Source organism: Rhizobium etli CFN 42, assembly GCF_000092045.1.
GTDB classification, from domain to species: Bacteria; Pseudomonadota; Alphaproteobacteria; order Rhizobiales; family Rhizobiaceae; genus Rhizobium; species Rhizobium etli.
In genome coordinates this window covers 112,687-130,258 of sequence record NC_007762.1, presented here as the reverse complement: position 1 = coordinate 130,258, position 17,572 = coordinate 112,687, and the positions used below count along the sequence as shown (strand labels likewise).

10 protein-coding genes and 8 pseudogenes are annotated in these 17,572 nt (G+C 57.0%); 9 read left to right on the top strand and 9 right to left on the bottom strand.

Annotated elements, in window-relative coordinates:
* Positions 1-318 precede the first annotated feature (318 nt).
* Positions 319-1,896 carry a hypothetical protein gene (locus RHE_RS32035; protein WP_103671223.1) on the top strand — a complete coding sequence of 526 codons (1,578 nt, stop codon included), beginning with the start codon at positions 319-321 and terminating at the stop codon, positions 1,894-1,896.
* A 543-nt stretch (positions 1,897-2,439) separates the two neighbouring features.
* On the opposite strand, the gene RHE_RS21660 is transcribed toward RHE_RS32035, so the two are convergent.
* A complete protein-coding gene (locus RHE_RS21660) occupies positions 2,440-3,597 on the bottom strand; it encodes a hypothetical protein (protein ID WP_011427406.1) in 1,158 nt (385 codons plus the stop codon).
* Between the two features lie 934 nt (positions 3,598-4,531).
* Positions 4,532-4,990: pseudogene (locus RHE_RS21655) on the bottom strand (IS256 family transposase); the annotation flags it as partial.
* Between the two features lie 122 nt (positions 4,991-5,112).
* On the opposite strand from RHE_RS21655, the pseudogene RHE_RS31300 reads away from it, so the two are divergent.
* The 3 genes and pseudogenes from RHE_RS31300 to RHE_RS21640 form a co-directional block, all read left to right on the top strand.
* Positions 5,113-5,734 (top strand): annotated as a pseudogene (locus RHE_RS31300) (IS5 family transposase); the annotation flags it as partial.
* Positions 5,735-6,037: 303 nt separating this feature from the next.
* Positions 6,038-7,717 carry a XopAG/AvrGf1 family type III secretion system effector gene (xopAG, locus tag RHE_RS21645; RefSeq protein WP_011427403.1) on the top strand — a complete coding sequence of 560 codons (1,680 nt, stop codon included), beginning with the start codon at positions 6,038-6,040 and terminating at the stop codon, positions 7,715-7,717.
* A 407-nt stretch (positions 7,718-8,124) separates the two neighbouring features.
* Positions 8,125-8,584: pseudogene (locus RHE_RS21640) on the top strand (IS110 family transposase); the annotation flags it as partial.
* A 141-nt stretch (positions 8,585-8,725) separates the two neighbouring features.
* Here the strand turns inward: RHE_RS21640 and RHE_RS21635 are convergent.
* From RHE_RS21635 to RHE_RS21630, 3 genes are all read right to left on the bottom strand, one after another.
* Positions 8,726-9,217: a hypothetical protein gene (locus RHE_RS21635; RefSeq protein ID WP_042119538.1), complete on the bottom strand. Its 492-nt coding sequence runs from the start codon at positions 9,215-9,217 to the stop codon at positions 8,726-8,728.
* Between the two features lie 328 nt (positions 9,218-9,545).
* The gene (locus RHE_RS33770; RefSeq protein WP_165779456.1) at positions 9,546-9,710 is read right to left on the bottom strand and encodes a hypothetical protein; all 165 of its coding nucleotides are present in this window, start codon (positions 9,708-9,710) and stop codon (positions 9,546-9,548) included.
* A 322-nt stretch (positions 9,711-10,032) separates the two neighbouring features.
* Positions 10,033-10,341, bottom strand: coding sequence for a DUF736 domain-containing protein (locus tag RHE_RS21630; protein WP_011427400.1), 309 nt, complete (start codon positions 10,339-10,341; stop codon positions 10,033-10,035).
* 480 nt (positions 10,342-10,821) lie between these two features.
* On the opposite strand from RHE_RS21630, the gene RHE_RS34110 reads away from it, so the two are divergent.
* Entirely contained in the window at positions 10,822-10,998 is a 177-nt protein-coding gene (locus RHE_RS34110) for a hypothetical protein (RefSeq protein ID WP_183741011.1), read from the top strand.
* A 6-nt stretch (positions 10,999-11,004) separates the two neighbouring features.
* Here RHE_RS34110 and RHE_RS21625 read toward each other — a convergent pair.
* Positions 11,005-11,406 (bottom strand): annotated as a pseudogene (locus RHE_RS21625) (zincin-like metallopeptidase domain-containing protein); the annotation flags it as partial.
* Positions 11,407-11,618: 212 nt separating this feature from the next.
* Between RHE_RS21625 and RHE_RS21620 the strand changes: the two are divergent.
* Together RHE_RS21620 and RHE_RS33765 are read left to right on the top strand one after the other, a co-directional pair.
* Entirely contained in the window at positions 11,619-12,524 is a 906-nt protein-coding gene (locus tag RHE_RS21620; protein ID WP_011427397.1) for a hypothetical protein, read from the top strand.
* A gap of 147 nt (positions 12,525-12,671) precedes the next feature.
* A complete protein-coding gene (locus tag RHE_RS33765; protein WP_165779457.1) occupies positions 12,672-12,845 on the top strand; it encodes a hypothetical protein in 174 nt (57 codons plus the stop codon).
* A 150-nt stretch (positions 12,846-12,995) separates the two neighbouring features.
* Here RHE_RS33765 and RHE_RS21615 read toward each other — a convergent pair.
* Positions 12,996-13,334: pseudogene (locus tag RHE_RS21615) on the bottom strand (transposase); the annotation flags it as partial.
* A gap of 176 nt (positions 13,335-13,510) precedes the next feature.
* Here RHE_RS21615 and RHE_RS34105 point away from each other — a divergent pair.
* Together RHE_RS34105 and RHE_RS34100 are read left to right on the top strand one after the other, a co-directional pair.
* Positions 13,511-13,795: pseudogene (locus RHE_RS34105) on the top strand (transposase); the annotation flags it as partial.
* A 42-nt stretch (positions 13,796-13,837) separates the two neighbouring features.
* A pseudogene (locus RHE_RS34100) lies at positions 13,838-14,241 on the top strand (transposase); the annotation flags it as partial.
* A 156-nt stretch (positions 14,242-14,397) separates the two neighbouring features.
* On the opposite strand, the pseudogene RHE_RS34455 reads toward RHE_RS34100, so the two are convergent.
* Together RHE_RS34455 and RHE_RS21600 are read right to left on the bottom strand one after the other, a co-directional pair.
* A pseudogene (locus RHE_RS34455) lies at positions 14,398-14,520 on the bottom strand (IS5/IS1182 family transposase); the annotation flags it as partial.
* Between the two features lie 898 nt (positions 14,521-15,418).
* Positions 15,419-17,317 carry a potassium transporter Kup gene (locus RHE_RS21600; RefSeq protein WP_011427392.1) on the bottom strand — a complete coding sequence of 633 codons (1,899 nt, stop codon included), beginning with the start codon at positions 17,315-17,317 and terminating at the stop codon, positions 15,419-15,421.
* Between the last annotated feature and the right edge of the window lie 255 nt (positions 17,318-17,572).

Genomic DNA, 17,572 nt, shown 5'->3' with positions numbered 1-17,572 from the left:
GCCAAGGTTATCGACGCCAGATGGGGTCTTGCTCTTACGGTTCACTTTAGCTTCGGATGTAACGCAATCACACCCCAGCAACTCGCCCTCCATGGTATAGTTCATATCAGGACAGTGAACGACATCGGCGAATTCAAAAGCAGAATCGGACGCCGCTCAGGAGGCCTGGTTTTCTTAGAGCTGCTGGCGTCCCAGGGTTAAAGTATCGCTGTTAGAACAAGTTTTGCTTCAACGCGACAATGCGTCATCAAAGACGCGATTTAGTGTGAACGCTGGCGATGAAGCTTGCGCTTCGGAAAGTGAGAAGGACCACGCACTATGGCCAATCGCACGAGAGAAATTATGGCGGTCAAGTATCTAACGGATGTCATGCGAAGCCGAACTCCAGCCTATGTTCCAGACGGCAGCATTAGAAATGAATTAGAGTGGCCGCGACCAGTCCCCGGCCGCTCCTTGAAGGACGCACTTGAAATTCGAATAGACCGGCTTCTAAGTCGAACTATTCCCGATACGCCTGCATATAATAAACAACGGCTCTATGCATTGAATGCAATACATCGAGCTAATATTGGTGAGCTTACCGCGAACCCGGATCCTAACGAACTCCATCGCGTCATTGATAAAATCTATGCAAGGCGCCCGCAGTTCCCGATAGCTCTTTCTCCTAATGTAGCTGCTGCACTTTATGAGAAACTGCAGCAATACGCCAAAACCAAAGAAGGCGACCCGCGAGAATTCCCACACATTGAAATTCTGGGTCACAGACGCGATGAACTGCAGCTTCATCAATTCGATGAAAACTTTTCAAGCGGTACGCCCCGTAATCCAGCTTTACAGAAGGCCACTCTGAAGGAGCTCAATACTTTGTTGGACAAGATCGTGCCGGACGGCGCTTTTTTCAATGGTCTGCGCCAGGCGGTAGTAGATGAGGTTTGGGAAAGTGGCGAAATCTTGTCACGCTGGGCTAAGCGGGAGGCGGAAATTGTGGAAACGAGGGCCACCACTGGCGAAATAGGCTTCATCCCGAACTCCTTTCACTATGGCAAAGTGACGGTGATCAGAGCCATTGAAGAGAAAATCGTTCCTCGGAGATCGGAGTTACTACCGCAACAAAGGTTAACTCCAGAAACTGCTGTAGACATCGCAAGGTTGATACAACGGCATTGCGACCTAACCTGGCAGCGTGGTGGTAATCGTTTTTTCCTGCCCAAGCAACTGCCAAAAGGGATTAGGGACTCAATACGTCGAGCGCCTCCTCAACGAGGGCGTAACAGAGTCGCCAAGGAAATGGCAACGCGTGTTCTTGATGCCATGGACGCGGTCGTTGGCCCTCGTCGCGGAAACTTCGCGAGCCGCGCGTGGTTCCTCAAAGCGGCGTCGGAACACCGGGAATACTGGCTGGAGCGGAACAGTACGGCAGCAGATTCCCCGACCCTTTTCTCGTTGCTCCGCAGCTATTCGCGCGTCTTGAAATCAAGGACTTTGGAGATGGAAAGGCTTGTGCGAACCATAGAGGGTTACCACCGAGCCTGGCAAGGTCGTCTGCGCGAACTGCCAGAGAATGATCATCTAAAGAGATCAACAGTACCCGTACGGTCGAGCAAAATCGATTTAGAACATTCCCAAGTCATGCTTGAACTTGCCAAGGCAGCCAATATGCCTGGTCAACAGAAACTAAAACTGCCGCATCGCAATGAGTCAAAGGTGGTGGCGCCGGCTGAAAATCTGGCACGATCTATATCACCAAAAATAAAAGCGCCGCACCCCTTACAAGGGACTTCCGGCTCTTCCAGCCATAACGTCAATGGAGATATTGAAATAGGCAAATCGCCTAATGGGAGTAAGCGGCCACGCGAACTGGAGGAACGTGAGAGGGCCAACTCGATCAGCCTCTGAGAGATAGGTAACTTTTCGTGGCAACTGGCCACCTGTCAAGGGTCGACCACGTTGTTTTTTAAATGATCCTCTCGCTCGTTGCGGGAGCGCTCGCGGACAATTTTGATTGTCGATACCGGATCAATACATGGAGAGGTAATCGCGGCGCGATCCCCTTCCGGCATGCCCCTGGAGGATGACTACCTGCATTGCCGGGACCAAGGGTGTCGACGCCAGATGGGGTCTGCTTGCCGCTTAGTGCTTGCGCGGCATAACAGGATCTGCCGTTCGGCAACACGGAGTAGCAAGCTGGACGGCAGGTAGTGAGGGTGATGAGATGATGGGAACCGGACGAACCGGGGATTGGATTAATCCGAGATTCTCAAGACGCTCCGAGCGCGTTAATTTGATTGAAACCCGATCCGGGGATCCGGGGACTTCATCACGGGCCGCGGCCTTATGCGCCGCTGCGCGAAGGCGGGCGCATGGCTTGCACGCACCAGAGCGGCATCAGAGATTTTCTCTCTTGCAACAAACGGCCGCTCGAACGCGCGAATCGTGAGTTTAATAATCTAACCCGGGGCTGCGAGTCCGCTTACGCTCGTTTAATTCGCGTCGATTGCCTTCCGATCCATTGATCTCATCATGCGCCGCCTTCGATCCCAGCGCGGCGGCCGGTTCTTGCAACGAAGTGCCTTTTGACTTGCGAAAGCTAATGGTAGCGGGGTCAAAAGCTAGCCTCTCCGCGTCATCTACACCATCTTCCATACGACCAGTTGCAGCTTTGGTATGGCTCCCTTCTCCAGTCACATACGCTCTCCACGCCGACCGGTCGTCATCGAACGCCCCCGAAGAGTGGCTGTCCTCGTTCGATCGCTGTGACCTTTCAGGAGAGACATTTTCGTCCCGAAACAATTCGTTGCTACCAGGCGAGGCCGTTCGGCTGCTTAAGCCCTCTGTCCCTGATGCGGGCGAGGGTGCAGATTGCGCCTCGAAGAACGGGTCATGATCGACATCCGCTCGCCTCGCCTCGGCCTCACCATCAAGGCGTACCAGCGTTGGATCTCGCTTTTCCCTTTCCAACTGATGGGAAAGCAAGCCGATACTGGGCTCGATATCATGGATCAACGCGACGTCGTCCCTCGACCGATCTTGGAATAAATGGTCTATCGTGTACAGGCGCTCTCTAATATCCTCATACAAATGGCTCACCTCATCAACCAGCTCTATTGCCTGCTCAGACGTGAACGGGATGGTGGGTCGCACCTGTCTGGGCAGGCCCCTCTCCCGCGCTCGAAGGAACCGAAAAAGCTCCTCGGATTTGTCAATAGCATTTAAGCTCTCAGCGATTGTTTCACCGGTAGCAGTCCAGCCGAGCCCTTGCTGGTAGGGAGCGAAGTCGGTAAACTTCCCAACTCGTTCAATCAGCAAGCGCCGCCGATTGAGTGTTGGGCGGCCTGGGTCAATATGCTCATCAATCATAAGGCCCACAGCGTGGAAGCGAGTCTGAATCTCCGGACAAAAGACCGCCGGCTCACGCCTATGGATTCCTTCAGCGATGCACTCCCCGATATAGCCTACCGCCCGTTCGCGTGCTATTGTAGCTTCAGCCATATCCCACAACTCATTAGTGCGGTTGGCCCAGCGTTTCTTTAACCTTGATAGGTTCGCCAGTGCAACGAAGGTATCCAAGCTGTCTTTCATGGAAAACTCGTTGTTCATTTTCAACTCGTCTCTTTGTTTGCTGAGTCGACGGGGAGTAGTGTTAAACGGCCTGCAATCTTAAAGGCGTCGCGGTCTGCTGCTATGCTACGCAAAGCGCTGGTTGAATCGGCCCCCGTTTGAGCCGCCCCTAAAATGTTTGAAGGAAGCGTCTTCGGCCAAACCTCATGTTTGGCGGTGAGTTGGAAAGACCGTGTGGGTTTGCGTTTTCGACCGGAGTTTTCGCTTTCAAGCGTTTCGCAATCTCGGTCGGCCGCGCGCGCTCTGTGCTAGAGGACGCTTGGTCTCGCAATCCATCGTCGTGTAACTCCGGTGTTTCCAAGTCGTACGTCTAACACCCAGAACCGACTAGCTGAACCAAAATCGTGTTGCATTTGTCGCTCGTTAGCTATGCAAGCCAATCCTTCTTGCGAAGATGACGCGCGGCGATGCGGTTGAGAAGGTCGGCAAGCCGCGCCCGCGGAGTGGCTGTCGCACGGATTGATTAAAGCAGCCTAACCTGCGGCCTTCACCGACCTTACGTGAAGCAGGTTTTGTTATACGCTCAAGAGCGGACCGCTTCATTGGCGACTTGTGGGGATACCGTCCGCAAAAGTCGTCACGATCTTCAAATGCAGAAATGTGCAAACTACTTCGCAGTCACCCAGCACATCGTTGCGCTAAAACGCTCATTTGGTTATCGTTGAGCAAATTAAGCCGGGGCAATTCGAATCCGTGCAACAGTTCCAGCATTTGCGATGGAGAACTTCAAGGACCAGAAAAGGTAAAAGCCGCGCCGAACCCAAGCTCGGGCGGTTTGATGACGACTTTTCATATCTTCTAATAGCAAACCTCCCAGCTCGATCCAGTCTAAAACGCCCGTGGGATCGTGTCCATGGAAGTGGTGTAGGTCGCGGCTGATGGCCGTGCTTTCCGACATTGGGTCGGAGGGATATCAGCGAGCCACAGCGGGCAGACTGATTTGCGGATCATCGCTCATTTGCGCCATGGTCTCAAGGGTCATGTATCTGGCGCGTTGGACGGCCCATTCATCATTCTGTTCGAGCAGCAATGCGCCGACGAGACGGACGATAGCATCATCGTTCGGAAAGATACCGACGACCTCGGTACGTCGCTTGATTTCGCCGTTGAGACGCTCGATTGGATTCGTCGAATGCAACTTTGCCCGATGCTCTTTCGGAAAAGTCATGTAGGCAAGCACGTCCTCTTCCGCATCGTCCATGATGGTGGCGAGCTCCGGCACTTTTGGTCTGATCTGATCGGCGACGCTGCGCCATTGAGCGCTTGCTGCCTCCGGCGTCTCCTGGGCAAAGGCCGTTGCAATGAAAGCGGAGACCACCCGCCTACCGCTCTTTCCAGCATGCGCGAGCACGTTCCTCATGAAATGAATCCGGGGGCTGAGGCCCGCGGTCGGGATGCCGACAGCCGCTCCACGCTGCGTCAGAAGAAGTCTATGGCCATCGTCGCCAGCCTCTTCGATCTTTGGGAAAAGGAATGGGCAAGGTCTAGCGATCCATGATGCCCAGGGATGTTCCGCCTGCAGTCCTATTTCTACAATGGCGAGCGACAGGGTTATGGGGCCGGATCAACCATCATCTTGTGATGGAGGCGCGTGACTTGGAATGTCGGGAGGCCTCGCCGTCTGCGGGCGTGATCGACAGTCAAAGCGTGAAAATCACGGAACGTGGGGGAATTTCGGGCTATGACGCGGGCAAGAAGATCAAGGGACGCAAGCGTCATATCGTCGTCGACACGCTCGGACTGATGGTCGGCCTCATGGTTCACAGCGCCGATATTCAGGATCGCGACGGCGCGCCTGCCGTCCTCAAAACCATCAGGCGCTGGCCGTGGCTGAGGCATATCTTCGCCGATGGTGTTTATGCCGGACCGAAGCTGAAGGGCGCACTGCAAAAGATCGCTGCGTTCACGCTCAAGATCGTCAAGCGGACCGATAAGGCCAAGGGGCCTCGAGGTTCTGCCGCGTCGCTGGGTCGTGGAGCGCACCTTCGCATGGCTTGGCAGATGCCGACGATTGGCGAAGGATTGGGAAAAGTCCGTCGCATCAGCCGAGGCCTGGATCACTATCGCCCACATTCGGCTCCTGACACGACGCTTGGCAAGGTGCGGATATTGTTGAAACCGAGAGGAAGTCAATCTCCTGTGGTTGAAGAGGTGCTAGCTCGACGCGTGAACGGACCGCAGCAGCTACATTACAACTGTAACGCGCATGCGTTGACGCTCATCCCAAGCATTGTGGTATATAACCACATCCTCCACAGAAATGCCTCTGCTTTGAGAAATAGTGGCGCGGGGAGTTTCACATGCGTCTTAGTCGCCAAGCCAGCATCCGGCCAACTCTGGTCAAGCCGTCACATCCCAACTTTTGATCGATGCGTCGTTAATGTTACAGTTCCAATTTTAACTTTTAAGGAGCAGTGAGATGCGAATTGGGATTAAGCAACTTCCACGCTTTTCGCCACTACGGATCGTTGAAAGGCCGGGGCCGGCCACCAAGACACCGACTGCGCGCGATGTAGCGGTTAACTCACCCACTGTGCGTCCTTCCCCGCGCGCCGCAATCTCAGGTGGCGCGGATCCTGCGAAACCAAAGAAGGAGCTTGCAGAACAAGGAGCAAGTACAAGGTATAGCAGATCCCAAGGGCAAAACCTGCGTGGGTTGAAGTACGCCTTGTTAATAGCTGCTGGGGGCTACGCCTACGATAAGATCGTCAATGACTTTCCCCTCTCCACCACATCGCTGCATGACGGTAAAAAAGGATTCACCTCCAGTGAGCGGCTCAGGAGGGCTCAAGGCAGGGCACGAGAAGCTCACACGCGGTATCATGCGGCCACCGCTGAAACTCAGCGTCTAAACAAGCCGCCGATAAATCGAATTCGTACCTGCGGCGATAGACAATTTGTCACCATGATTGACTACCGGGCAGCGACGCGTGTTCACATTGCGCGGCGGGTGGACTCTGCTGATGCCCGCCGGTCGCTCGCCCTGAATCTGAATTGCATGAGGGGCCTTCTCGTGAAGGACGACTGCGTGGCAAGGTATATGCCGCCTCAGGTTCCGAAAAACTTCGACCTAACAAAAAGCCCAATCTATGACGAGAAGAATAAGTATGCGCTGACGGGAGTTTTCAACGAGCAGACCGGCGCGTATGGATACACGTCAAGATCGATTACTCATCCATTCATCAACAACGGCGTCCGGCACTTCAGGAACACTTTCCGAAGCGAGAAGGGCTTGTCGTTCAAGAACTGCGTCGAGATGCTCGAGCCGCTCCTGGCCGGTAAGACCTGCGGTCTTAGCGAAGAGGCGCAGTTTGCGGCCGGTCAGACGATCCTAAACTTCAGAAAGGTATATGCTGCTGAGGCGCACTGGGGACATGCCGAAAACGTTCTGATGAAGACGCTAATCGAGCATGGTTTGCTCTCCAAAGAGGAAACGGAAAAGCTCGATGCGACCTTAATGTTTGAGGATCCCAAGAAGAATAAGCTCAAGCGCAATTCCAGTTTGGTGGGGCCGTGGCTGCACAAGCTAGACATCTGGCTCCAGGAACTGCGATCCGGCTATGATCCCGAGCTTGTTGAGGATCTGAACCACCCGGAAATAGCAGGCATGAAGAACCTGCCGATCGCTCATGTAAAGCTGAATGAGCAAGGAGACGGATTCGAAGATTGTTCTGGACTTGGTGACTCATTTACATGCGCAAACGCCGTCGCCTGCATGAACCACGCGCGTCTGATGAGTGGTCAGGCACGGTTGTCAAAGAAAGAGGTCATTGTGATCGTAGCCTGCCTTAACGCCGTATACGACGACACGAGTTCGATTCGGCATACACTCCACGAGGTGGCGCGTGGCTGTTTTGTGGGCGCTGGATATACGGTTGAGGATGCAGACGCTTTCTATCGTGAAGTCTGCCGAAAAGCAGCGGAAGAGTACTATGGCGGCAGGAATATATCGGGCCGTTTGCAAGGCAATTCGCCTCATTCAAAGCCTGCGGAAGGAAGTCTTCTTAGGAAAGAACCGGATCTGAGAGAACCGCGTAACTCCGAAATGCGGCTGTCTGCAGCGCGTTCGCGTGACCGAAGTCATGGATTTGGCTTGTGAAAACAAACGCCGTGCCCGATTGTTCTGCTGTCAGCGAGGCATCGTAATCTATGACGGGCACCTTGTGGCCGCGTGCTGATGAACGCGGCCACAGGTTGAGCCGGTCATTCCGACGTCGCCATTATAAGCCCCTGAAACAGCTTCGGGATGTCGATCCCAGTCAACGGCTTTTCGCCAGTGGACGAAACGGCCGGATGCGGAGGTGTGATCAGGTTCGGCGTCACGATGAAGGGGTGCGTGGACATGAACAGGTTTTCGAAGGGAAACACACCTTCCCCGGTCGGCCGACGTGCACGAGCAAGTTTTATGATGACCTGTGACCTGACCTGATGTGATGGACGGCCTCCGCTCTCGGCATCGCAATGTGCCAAGATGTGGGTGTCGAACTCACATCAGGAGATGCATCCATGGAGAAGGTTACCATAATTGGCCTGGATATCGCTAAGCAGTATTTCAGGTTCACGGGATCAATGAGGCAGGCGCGATCGTGTGCCGTCGCAGGCTTCGCCGTGACGATGTCGTTACATTCTTCAAGGTATTGCCGCCGTGCCTGATCGGAATCGAGGCTTGCGCGACCGGACACCACTGGGCTCGGGTTCTCATGGCACTGGGTCACGAGGCTAGGTTGATGCCGGCGTCTTACGTTAAGCCCTACGTGAAGCGTCATAAGAATGATGCGACCGACGCCGAAGCGATCTGCGAGGCGGTAACGCGGCCAACTATGCGCTTCGTTCCGGTGAAGAGCGACGAGCAACAGAGTGTGCTGATGCTGCATCGGGTCCGCGAGCTTTTGAGCGGCAGCGGACGATGTTTGTGAACGCCTTGCGCGGCCACTTGGCCGAGTTCGGCATCGTGACGCGTCAGGGCATCCCCGATGACAGATGACGGCAGGTCGAAAGGAAGAGGCTCAGCGGGCCGTTCTCGCCATCATTGCGATGGTCTCGCAGGCATTTCAACGAAGGGCCGCTGTCGCCGCCCTCCGGATGGTCGAGCCCGCCGCAGGATTGATTACGATCCTGAGCACCTGATGTTGCTGACACGGGAGGCGCTTACCGCGATACCGGTTTCGCATGTGATATCCTTGATGACCGGCGCAAGTGAGCCGAGTTCGTCATCGGTGAGCGCAATCAGCTCCGGATAGTCGATGTCGACGCCGGTATAGTCCGCCGTCAAAGCGCTGGACCAATCGCCGCCGTTGATGCGGTATTCATGCGTGTCGAAATCGATGTCGAGCTCCTCCAGCAGGATGATGGTGAAGCGCCCGAGGATCTCGATCTCACCTTCCAGCCGGTACGCGGCATGGTCGTCGTCGCCGGCAAGAATGCTCCGCTCCAATGCCATGATGGTCCGGATACGACCAGCAGCCGCCTCCAGTCCTTCCAGCAGTCGCTTATGGAGCTTTCGCGAAACGTCGGTATCGCAGCCGAAGCGGTTCGCCAGGACGACGAGCCGGAAACCGGAAAGCTTGGTGTAGAGCGCAAGGTTCTGGTCAGATGTCATTGTGTGATCTCCTTCATCTTGATGACAGAGATCGGCCACTCGTGGCAAAGAGGGGTCAAGGACCGCGGGACGTGGCGCGCAAGCGGGGGAACCGATTTTTTCGGGAAGCGAAGGCGGCGGAAAAATTGGGGGAGACCGCGCCGTCCTTGACGCCGGATTTGCTGGAGTAAACTGGGACGTCAGAGAGAGAAGAGACCCGCGGATCCGGAGGGGACGCGACCGTATCCGGTGTGAGCCGGAGGGGAGCGTTGAGGGGTGAAATCCCTGACAACCGGGAGGCCGGTCGATCCGGCCGACAGGCTCATATTCCAGCAGAATGAGAGCCGCCTCAGAAAGGCGGCTCGGCGTCGATGATGCCGTCCTGTTCGGCAAGCGCCGCGGCCAGATCGGCCTGGGCGAGTTGAAGCTCCGCTTCGACCTGGCGCCGCTCGACGGCGTCGCAGGCGTTCCTCAACTCGGCGCGCAGCTCCTCGATGTGCTGTTCGATGGTCATCGTCTCATCTCCTTGAGTTCGTGAAAGACGAGACGGCGGGGCGGGAAGAGATGGCAGGGTCAAGGAGCGCGGAAGCGACCGGCGGAGCCGGCGAGTGGGAGAGCCGATTTTGTTGGAGTGGAGGGAACCGGAGCGGAGGCAAAATTGGGGGCAACCGCTCGTCCTCGAGGCCGGCATTTCTTCCCGGCACGATAGCGTCATCTGAGCAGACAAATTCCGGTTCCGTATCGCACCGAAAAAGCCGGCGGAAGGCTCGATGCCTGCAACCGGCTTATCTTTGGCGCCGGTTGGCCCCGCCTCGGCGGCGGGACTTGTCCGGATCTCAGTCCCGGTTGGGGCGGGACCAGATCAGCTGGTAGCCGTCCTCGCCCTCGACCTCGGTGAGCGTCGCGTAGATCGGAGCGGGGAAGCTCGGATCGTCGAGCTTGACCGAGAGGTAGTCGCGGTCCTGCTCGGAGCGCTTCTGCCAGGCCGCACCCAGCTCGACGTTGCCGGCGTAGATGCGGAAGTGCGGGCCCTTGTCGGAGGGGTTTTCGACGCGGGCGATGCGGGCCTTGACGTTGAGGGCGAGCGTGCGGATCGAGCCATTGAAGCCGGTTTCGGAGGTGGTGAAGGTGCCGATGGTTGCCATTGTCGTATTCCTTTGTTGTTTCGGGCCGCGCCCATCGCGGCCTCGATGGCTGTCGCAAAGATCGGGGACGATCGGACCGCACCCCCGGGGTCCCCGTTGCGCCCGCGCAATGGGGTGGCTCGTAGGGCCGCAATGAAATGGAGGGCGGCCAGGAGAAACTTTGTTGTTCCGCGAGGAATGGGCGCACCGCGCTCAGGGGAAGAAGGTTTTGGAAGGCCGTTGCGGGAAGACGATCGAGGCGAAGCCGGTTTTTCGATCAGACATGCCTCATCGAGCCCGCGAAGGACGTGGCCTGGCTCAGTGGCGGAAGGAATATGACGATGGCAGCCGCGCCCCGACTGCCTGCCGGACCCTTGCGACCGCGGGCCTGCCGCCTTGCCACATGTCAAAATCAAACGTCCGGAAACAGCCGAACAAGGGCGCTGCGTTGCCCGTTCTTCGCGCTATTGTCGTGCTCGCGAATCCTCGCCTGGAGGATCTATGCGTCCGCAGCCAAAGCCGTTTACCGTCGAAATCAGGCCGTCCCGGAAGCTCAAACCGATCGACCGGAAAACCTGGATCTGGGGCAAACTGGACCTCACGGCTGATCCTGACACGCTCTCCGCGTCCAAGCCTGAACAGGTGCCGGCCGCTGGCGAGACCAACGACCGACACTGATGGCCCTCAGGCAGCGAGCCGCTCGCCAGCGGTTTCGGGCTGCAGGGAGTGCAGGAAACTTACGGCCCGCTGCGCATGTGCCGCCGCCTGGAAAATAGCCCGTCTGTCGTCGCTCAGGACCTTGAGCCAGGAGTCGAGGTACGAGGCGTGATCGGGCCGGGGTTCGAGCTCGGGAACAATGCCGAGGTCGGCGCACAGAAAGCAGCTGCCGAGTTCGGCGATCAGTTCCTCTCGCGCCCGCTCGGATTTGTCCTTGGCATAGCGGCTGAGGTCGCGGCCGAGGCGATGCGCCGGCGCCGTGAAATGTGTGACCTCGTGACTCAAGATCGCATAGTAACTTGCCGCATTCTTGAAGCTCTCAAACGGCGGCATCTGGATGATGTCGGCGGCCGGCGCGTAAAAGGCCTGCCCGATCTTTCAAATGGTTTGAGATGGGAGGCGACTGTCGTAGCTCCTTCTATGTCGCTTTAGCCGAGCGGCGGCGCGGGGATTTAGCCTTTTACAGCAAGGAAGTGCCGGAAGGCGTCGTATTCTTGCAGATTAAACGAGATATTTCAGACCTCGATTCCGGCTCGTGATACGGTACTTTGTCCATTAAACAGGCACAGGATACCAGAGATATGCATAGCGAAGAATCGACGCGCCGCATTGCTGGAATCGGGACCGGCAGGCCGGTTCGATTGCCGGAGGCGATCTTCGGCGAAGTGGCAAAACGTCTAATTACCGAAGACTTCGTGGAATCTGCCAATAATATGACTCGGCTTAAATTGGCCGGGCATTCGGCAAAAGATGCAGTCGAAAAGTCTGAGGCTGGAACGTTTCACACGCGGATAAATCGGCTAGGCAACACAAGTAAAGCCCTGTTCGAGGCGGCAATACCCTCCGAAGGGTTCTCAGCTAATCCCGACCTTAGACAAGGGGCTGCGACAGCCACTTTGCGAGCTTTTGCCATTGCGCCAACTCTTCCGTTTCAAACCAGGACCAGGAAAACTGCCTTGGTGGATCGAATCCTCGATCTGCCAAATGCCGGCAAGCAGCTCGCAGCAATCAGTGCTATCACGAAGCATTTACAAGTCCTCGCTCCGGAAGATAGGGATCGGCTCATCGACAGAGCTATTTTCCATTTCGAGCGCGAAGGTGCCCAGGGGAGCGTCCGAAACTATGCCGCCCGAATACTCGCTACTAACCATGGCACGCTGAGTTCAGAGTTGCGAACACGCGTCTTAAACGCGAGAAACAGCAATCCCGAGTTGGCGGCTGCCTATGCGACCGCAGAGGAGGTCGCGCGCTTTCTAGAAACCCAGCCGGCTCCCACCGTATTCAGGTCCGATCGTTCAGTGGATGAAAATATTGAAATCATTCAGCGAGAAACCGTGTCCTGCTTGGGCAACGTCGCTCTATCGAGCAAGCAGCGTATGGAGAAAATAGAGTCGATTGCCAATGCAACCACGGAAGCCGGCGAAATGTCGCGCGCGGAACTGATGAGTGCCACCAGACCGAGGCGGCAATACGACGAGGGAAGATAGCGTCGCTGATGAGCTGACGCCGGAAGTTTGCTCCGGTGCCGAGAGGCAGCAGACAACATGTAATTTCAAATGTAGTCAAAGTTCGATTTAGCCTACCGGGTCGAGATGATAGCTTGTGAACATCCAATGCATATCGGAGGCTGATTGATGGATAGAGAAAAGCAACAGCAGGCCACCGAGGTTCAAAGCTCTCCAAGTGCCGGGAGCCGTGTCGAACAGCAGACTTATTTCCCTCCTGAATTATTCACCGAAATTGCGAAGCACATGCCTTCCGACAATCCGGTGGAAACGGCAAAAATCTCGCGAACATCATGCTTGTAAGTCACGGGGTTAAGGATGCGGTTCAGGCAAGCCCGGTCGGGTCATTTCACGAGCGGGTAAAACGGTTGGGCAATTCCACCCGGGCCGTGCATGGGGCGCTCATACCCGATGATGGTTTGCCGGAATACCTCGGCCCAGGCACCGGTGTCCACTCGGTTGCGCCTCCCGTCCCTCGATTTCCCGCGCCGCCATCACCAGAAGCTGGTTGATGCGCTGCCACAGTCCGATCGCGCGCCAAGCATAAAAATAGCCGCGCACTATCGAAACCGGCGGAAAATCGCCCGGCAGTATGCGCCATTGGCAGCCGCTCGAGGCGATATAGAGGATCGCCTCCGCGACCGAGCGCATATTCGTCGCCCGACGCCGCCCGCCACGACGCGCTGGCGGGATCAGCGGTTTGATCAACGCCCATTCCCGGTCCTTCAAATCACTTGGAAAACGAAGCACGTCTCGGTTATGCTCACGGCGAGCGATAGCAGTCCAGCTCATCGAAACCCCATTTGATGATCGTGTCCCAGCAGATGGTGTAGGTGGCGGGAGGTAGCAAAGCCGAGTGCCCGCGCGCTTCTCGTTGCGCTGTAGCGGGTGATCGGCTTTGCGGGCGGCCATGGGTGTTTTCCGCTAGGGTCGGGTTGTTCAAGACCAACCTGACGGAAAGACCACCGATGACCAATGACATGATGAACGTGCGCTCACTTGTTGAGAAGAGCGCGGATGCAGATTTGTTGCGTGAGATGATCGGCTTTGCTGCCGAGCGGCTGATGGAGCTGGAAGTAGGCTCGGCTACGGGTGCAGAGTTCGGCGAGAAGAACCCCATGCGGCTAGCACAACGCAATGGCTACCGTGACCGCGAGTGGGAAACGCGAGCTGGAACGGTCGAGCTTCGCATCCCGAAGCTGCGCAAAGGCAGCTACTTTCCGAGCTTCCTTGAACCGCGCCGCATGGCGGAAAAGGCTCTGACGGCCGTTATCCAGGAAGCGTATATCCAGGGAATCTCGACCCGTTCGCTTGGATTTCTGATCTTCGTGTTCATCCATGCTGCCGACATACAGGATCGCGACGGCGCGCACCCCATGTCCTCAAGGCGATCCGCCGCCGTTTTCCGTGGCTGCGCCACATCTTCGCCGATGGTGGCTACGCCGGAGCCAAGTTGAGGCGAGCAATGAGCGGCCATGGTGACTGGACGATCGAAATCGTCAAGCGTTCGGATCACGCCAAGGGCTTCGTCGTCCTGCCCAAGAGATGGGTGGTGGAAAGGACTTTCGCCTGGCTTGGACGCTGGCGCCGTCTCGCCAAGGATTGGGAGAAATCGATCGAAAGCGCAACCGCATGGGCGCAAATCACTTCAATCAGAATGCTCATAAGGCGCATCGCAAGATATTGGATATACGAATGAACTTTTGAATCGGGCTCTGAGAGAACCGCGTAACTCCGATATGCGACTGTCTGCAGCGCGTTCGCGTGACCGAAGTCATGGATTTGGCTTGTGAAAACAAACGCCGTGCCCGATTGTTCTGCTGTCAGCGAGGCATCGTAAACTAGACGGGCACCTTGTGGCCGCGTGCTCATGAATGCGACCACAGGTTGAGCCGGTCATTCCGACGTCGCCATTATAAGCCCCTGAAACAGCTTCGAGATGTCGATCCGAGATACCGGCTTTTCGCCAGTGGACGAACGGCCGGATGCGGAGGTGTGATCAGGTTCGGCGTCACGCACACCCGCGCCGGTTCGATGAGTTCATCGCCGCATTCAACCCCACGCCCTTTGATTTTGCCGGCGAGAACAATCGCAGCCCCGGCACGGCAATCGCGCAGTTCGCCAATGACATCATCGCGGGTGAATATACGGCCGCCGCCTACGCAGGCGTTTCCGTTTCGCGATATCGCGGCCGCAGCCTCCGCCCACTCAAACAGGAAATCCTCAGGGCCGTCGCCCGGCTGCGCCGCAATCCCGACTGGTCCCTCGCGGTCCTCGTGCCGGCGAACGTCTTGGCGGTTAGCGTCTTGAACGAAACGTCATGCAGGCCGAGTGCGCCCTGTTCGTCGAAACTGTCAGCCATATCGCCGCCGAAGACCTTAGCTTGCCGCTTTGAGCAAGCCGCGCCCCCGGCTGAAGCCGCTATCGTATATCCGTGCCCCTTTAATGTTCAGCGGCCATATCGCTGTAGCGGATAAAAAAGTCACATCCGTAGGTAAAGTCCAACAGCAACTGTTGAAAAAATGATCTTTTTACCGGAACGGCCCGACCTCAGAAGCGGATGGGGACCCTGACGATCGAGTGTCGTCGACTCTGGCCGGTTCCTGATCCGAGCGGCTGTCTGCGGTATCTGCTTTCCTGTTCAGGCTCATGCTTCCGTCTCCTTTTGCAATTTTTACCCCGCGTGAAATTTGAATGTGCTAATTGATTTGCTGTGAAGAAGGTCGGTTTCGGCTCTAATCCAACGGGATGGATACATGAGGCGCGCTCTGCATTTGAAGCAGATATTGTGTTCGCAACCTGCTCGAAGTTTGGACAACCCGTTGTTTGTCAAACACCGCCGAGGTGGTACTCTCTGGCCGCCGTCTCGGCCGCATCTAAACGATAATCTGCGATCCTAGTTCAACCACCCGGTTGGCGGGGAGGTGGAAATAGTCTGATGGTAGAGAGGCCCCATTCGCGAGGAGGATGAAGAACCGGTCCTGCCAGTAGGGCATGCCTGAATTGGTGTCCGGTATTACCTTCTGGCGGCCGAGATAGAAGGAGGTCGACATGATGTCGAACTTCAGTCCGGCCTTGCGTAACACTGCCAGGGCCTGCGAGACGTTCTGCGCTTCCATGTAGCCGAAGAGCAGTTCGACGCGGAAGAAGCGCTCGGAAATCTGCTCGATCCTGAAGCGGTCCTGGTTCAGGACGCGCGGCTTGTTGGCCGTGCGGATCGTCAGGATGACGTTGCGATCATGAAGCACATGGTTGTGCTTAAGATTGTGGAGAAGCGCGGCAGGCGCCGATTCCGGATCGCTGGTCAGGAAGATCGCGGTGCCCGGAACCTGGGCCGGCGAATGGTCGCTCTTACGCTCGATCGCGCTGACGAAGGAGGGGAGCGGAATATCGGTGTGGCGGGTCTTTTCCATCAGGATCGCGGTGCCGCGGCGCCAGGTCCACATGATGACGGTAAAGGCGGTGGCGATCAGGATCGGGATATAGCCGCCGTCGTGGATCTTCAAAAGATTGGCGCCGAGGAAGATCAATTCGAGCACGACCAGCGGCGCAAGCGCGACCACCGCAAGCGGAAGCGACCAGTTCCAGCGGGCCCGAACGAATTCGAAGGCCATGATCGAGGTGACGACCATGGCGCCGGTGACCGAGATACCATAGGCGGTCGCCAGCGCATCGGAGGTCTTGAAGCTCAGGACCAGGAAGATGACACCGATGAACAGCACGGCATTGACCGACGGCACGAAGATCTGCCCGGTATTGGTTTCCGAGGTGAAGAGGATTTCCATGCGCGGCAGGAAGCCGAGGTTGATGCCCTGGCGTACCATCGAGAAGGCGCCGGTGATGACCGCCTGGCTGGCGATGATCGTCGCGGCGGTCGCCAGAATGACGACCGGCAGCAGCGCCCATTTCGGGTACATCAGATAGAAGGGATCCGACATCGTCTCCGGCTTGCCGAGAACCAGAGCCCCCTGCCCGAGATAGTTCAGCGTCAGCGCCGGGAAGACCAGCAGGAACCAGGCCCACTGGATCGGGCGGCGGCCGAAATGGCCGAGATCGGCGTAAAGCGCCTCGGCGCCCGTCACCGTCAGAAAGACGGCGCCGAGCACGACGACGCCGTAAAAGCCCTCATGCAGCAGGAAGCTGACGGCATAATAGGGATTGAAGGCGGCGAGAATGCCGAAATCGTCGGAGATGTGGGAAATGCCGGCGGCGGCCATGACGAGGAACCAGACGGCGGTGATCGGGCCGAAGAACCTGGCGACGGCGCCGGTGCCGCGCGATTGCACGACGAAGAGCAGCGCCAGGATCACCACCGAAATCGGCACGATATAGTCCGACAAGCTCGGCGTGACGAGCTTCAGGCCCTCGACGGCCGAGAGCACCGACAGCGCCGGCGTGATCATCGCATCGCCGAGGAAGAGGGCGGCGCCCATCAGGCCGAGCAGCATAAGGATGGCGGTATGGCCGTTGGCGGTCTTCATCAACAGGGCAAGCAGCGACAGCGTGCCGCCCTCGCCCTCGTTGTCGGCGCGCAGCAGAAACAGCACATATTTGATCGTGACGATGATCGTCAGCGCCCAGATCATCAGCGAGATCAGGCTGATCACCTCGAAGCGGGTGAGGCCGTCATGGGCGATGGGCTTCAGCGCCTCGCGAAAGGCATAAAGCGGGCTCGTGCCGATATCGCCGTAGACGACACCGACGGAACCGAGCGCGAGATAGAACAGTTTGCTTGGCGTCATGTGGCCTTCGTGCGGATGGCTCTCTTCGGACATGAAGTTTCAACAAGCTCCTCAGAGCCAGCCTCTTTTTTCCCGCATCGCTTGGAGTGCCTAACAAAATTAGACGTTCGCAGCGGGTATAGATCATTGATCTGTCGAAGGACTCCTCGCTGACACAAGCCTTCTTTGAGAGCTTATCTCATGAACTCGACCGATCTGGAAAATTGAATCGAGCTTCATCTGTAGTGCTCAAGAGGTTCCAGGTCGCCGTGCAGATAAGCGCTGCGATCTGGCTCTTCATAGTCCTGA

What these genes read in the sequence shown, in the direction of transcription:
- RHE_RS32035 (WP_103671223.1), top strand. Translation starts at nt 319, where the DNA reads ATGGCCAATCGCACGAGAGAAATTATGGCGGTCAAGTATCTAACGGAT.
- RHE_RS21660 (WP_011427406.1), bottom strand. Translation starts at nt 3,597, where the DNA reads ATGAACAACGAGTTTTCCATGAAAGACAGCTTGGATACCTTCGTTGCA.
- xopAG (WP_011427403.1), top strand. Translation starts at nt 6,038, where the DNA reads ATGCGAATTGGGATTAAGCAACTTCCACGCTTTTCGCCACTACGGATC.
- RHE_RS21635 (WP_042119538.1), bottom strand. Translation starts at nt 9,217, where the DNA reads ATGACATCTGACCAGAACCTTGCGCTCTACACCAAGCTTTCCGGTTTC.
- RHE_RS33770 (WP_165779456.1), bottom strand. Translation starts at nt 9,710, where the DNA reads ATGACCATCGAACAGCACATCGAGGAGCTGCGCGCCGAGTTGAGGAAC.
- RHE_RS21630 (WP_011427400.1), bottom strand. Translation starts at nt 10,341, where the DNA reads ATGGCAACCATCGGCACCTTCACCACCTCCGAAACCGGCTTCAATGGC.
- RHE_RS34110 (WP_183741011.1), top strand. Translation starts at nt 10,822, where the DNA reads ATGCGTCCGCAGCCAAAGCCGTTTACCGTCGAAATCAGGCCGTCCCGG.
- RHE_RS21620 (WP_011427397.1), top strand. Translation starts at nt 11,619, where the DNA reads ATGCATAGCGAAGAATCGACGCGCCGCATTGCTGGAATCGGGACCGGC.
- RHE_RS33765 (WP_165779457.1), top strand. Translation starts at nt 12,672, where the DNA reads ATGGATAGAGAAAAGCAACAGCAGGCCACCGAGGTTCAAAGCTCTCCA.
- RHE_RS21600 (WP_011427392.1), bottom strand. Translation starts at nt 17,317, where the DNA reads ATGTCCGAAGAGAGCCATCCGCACGAAGGCCACATGACGCCAAGCAAA.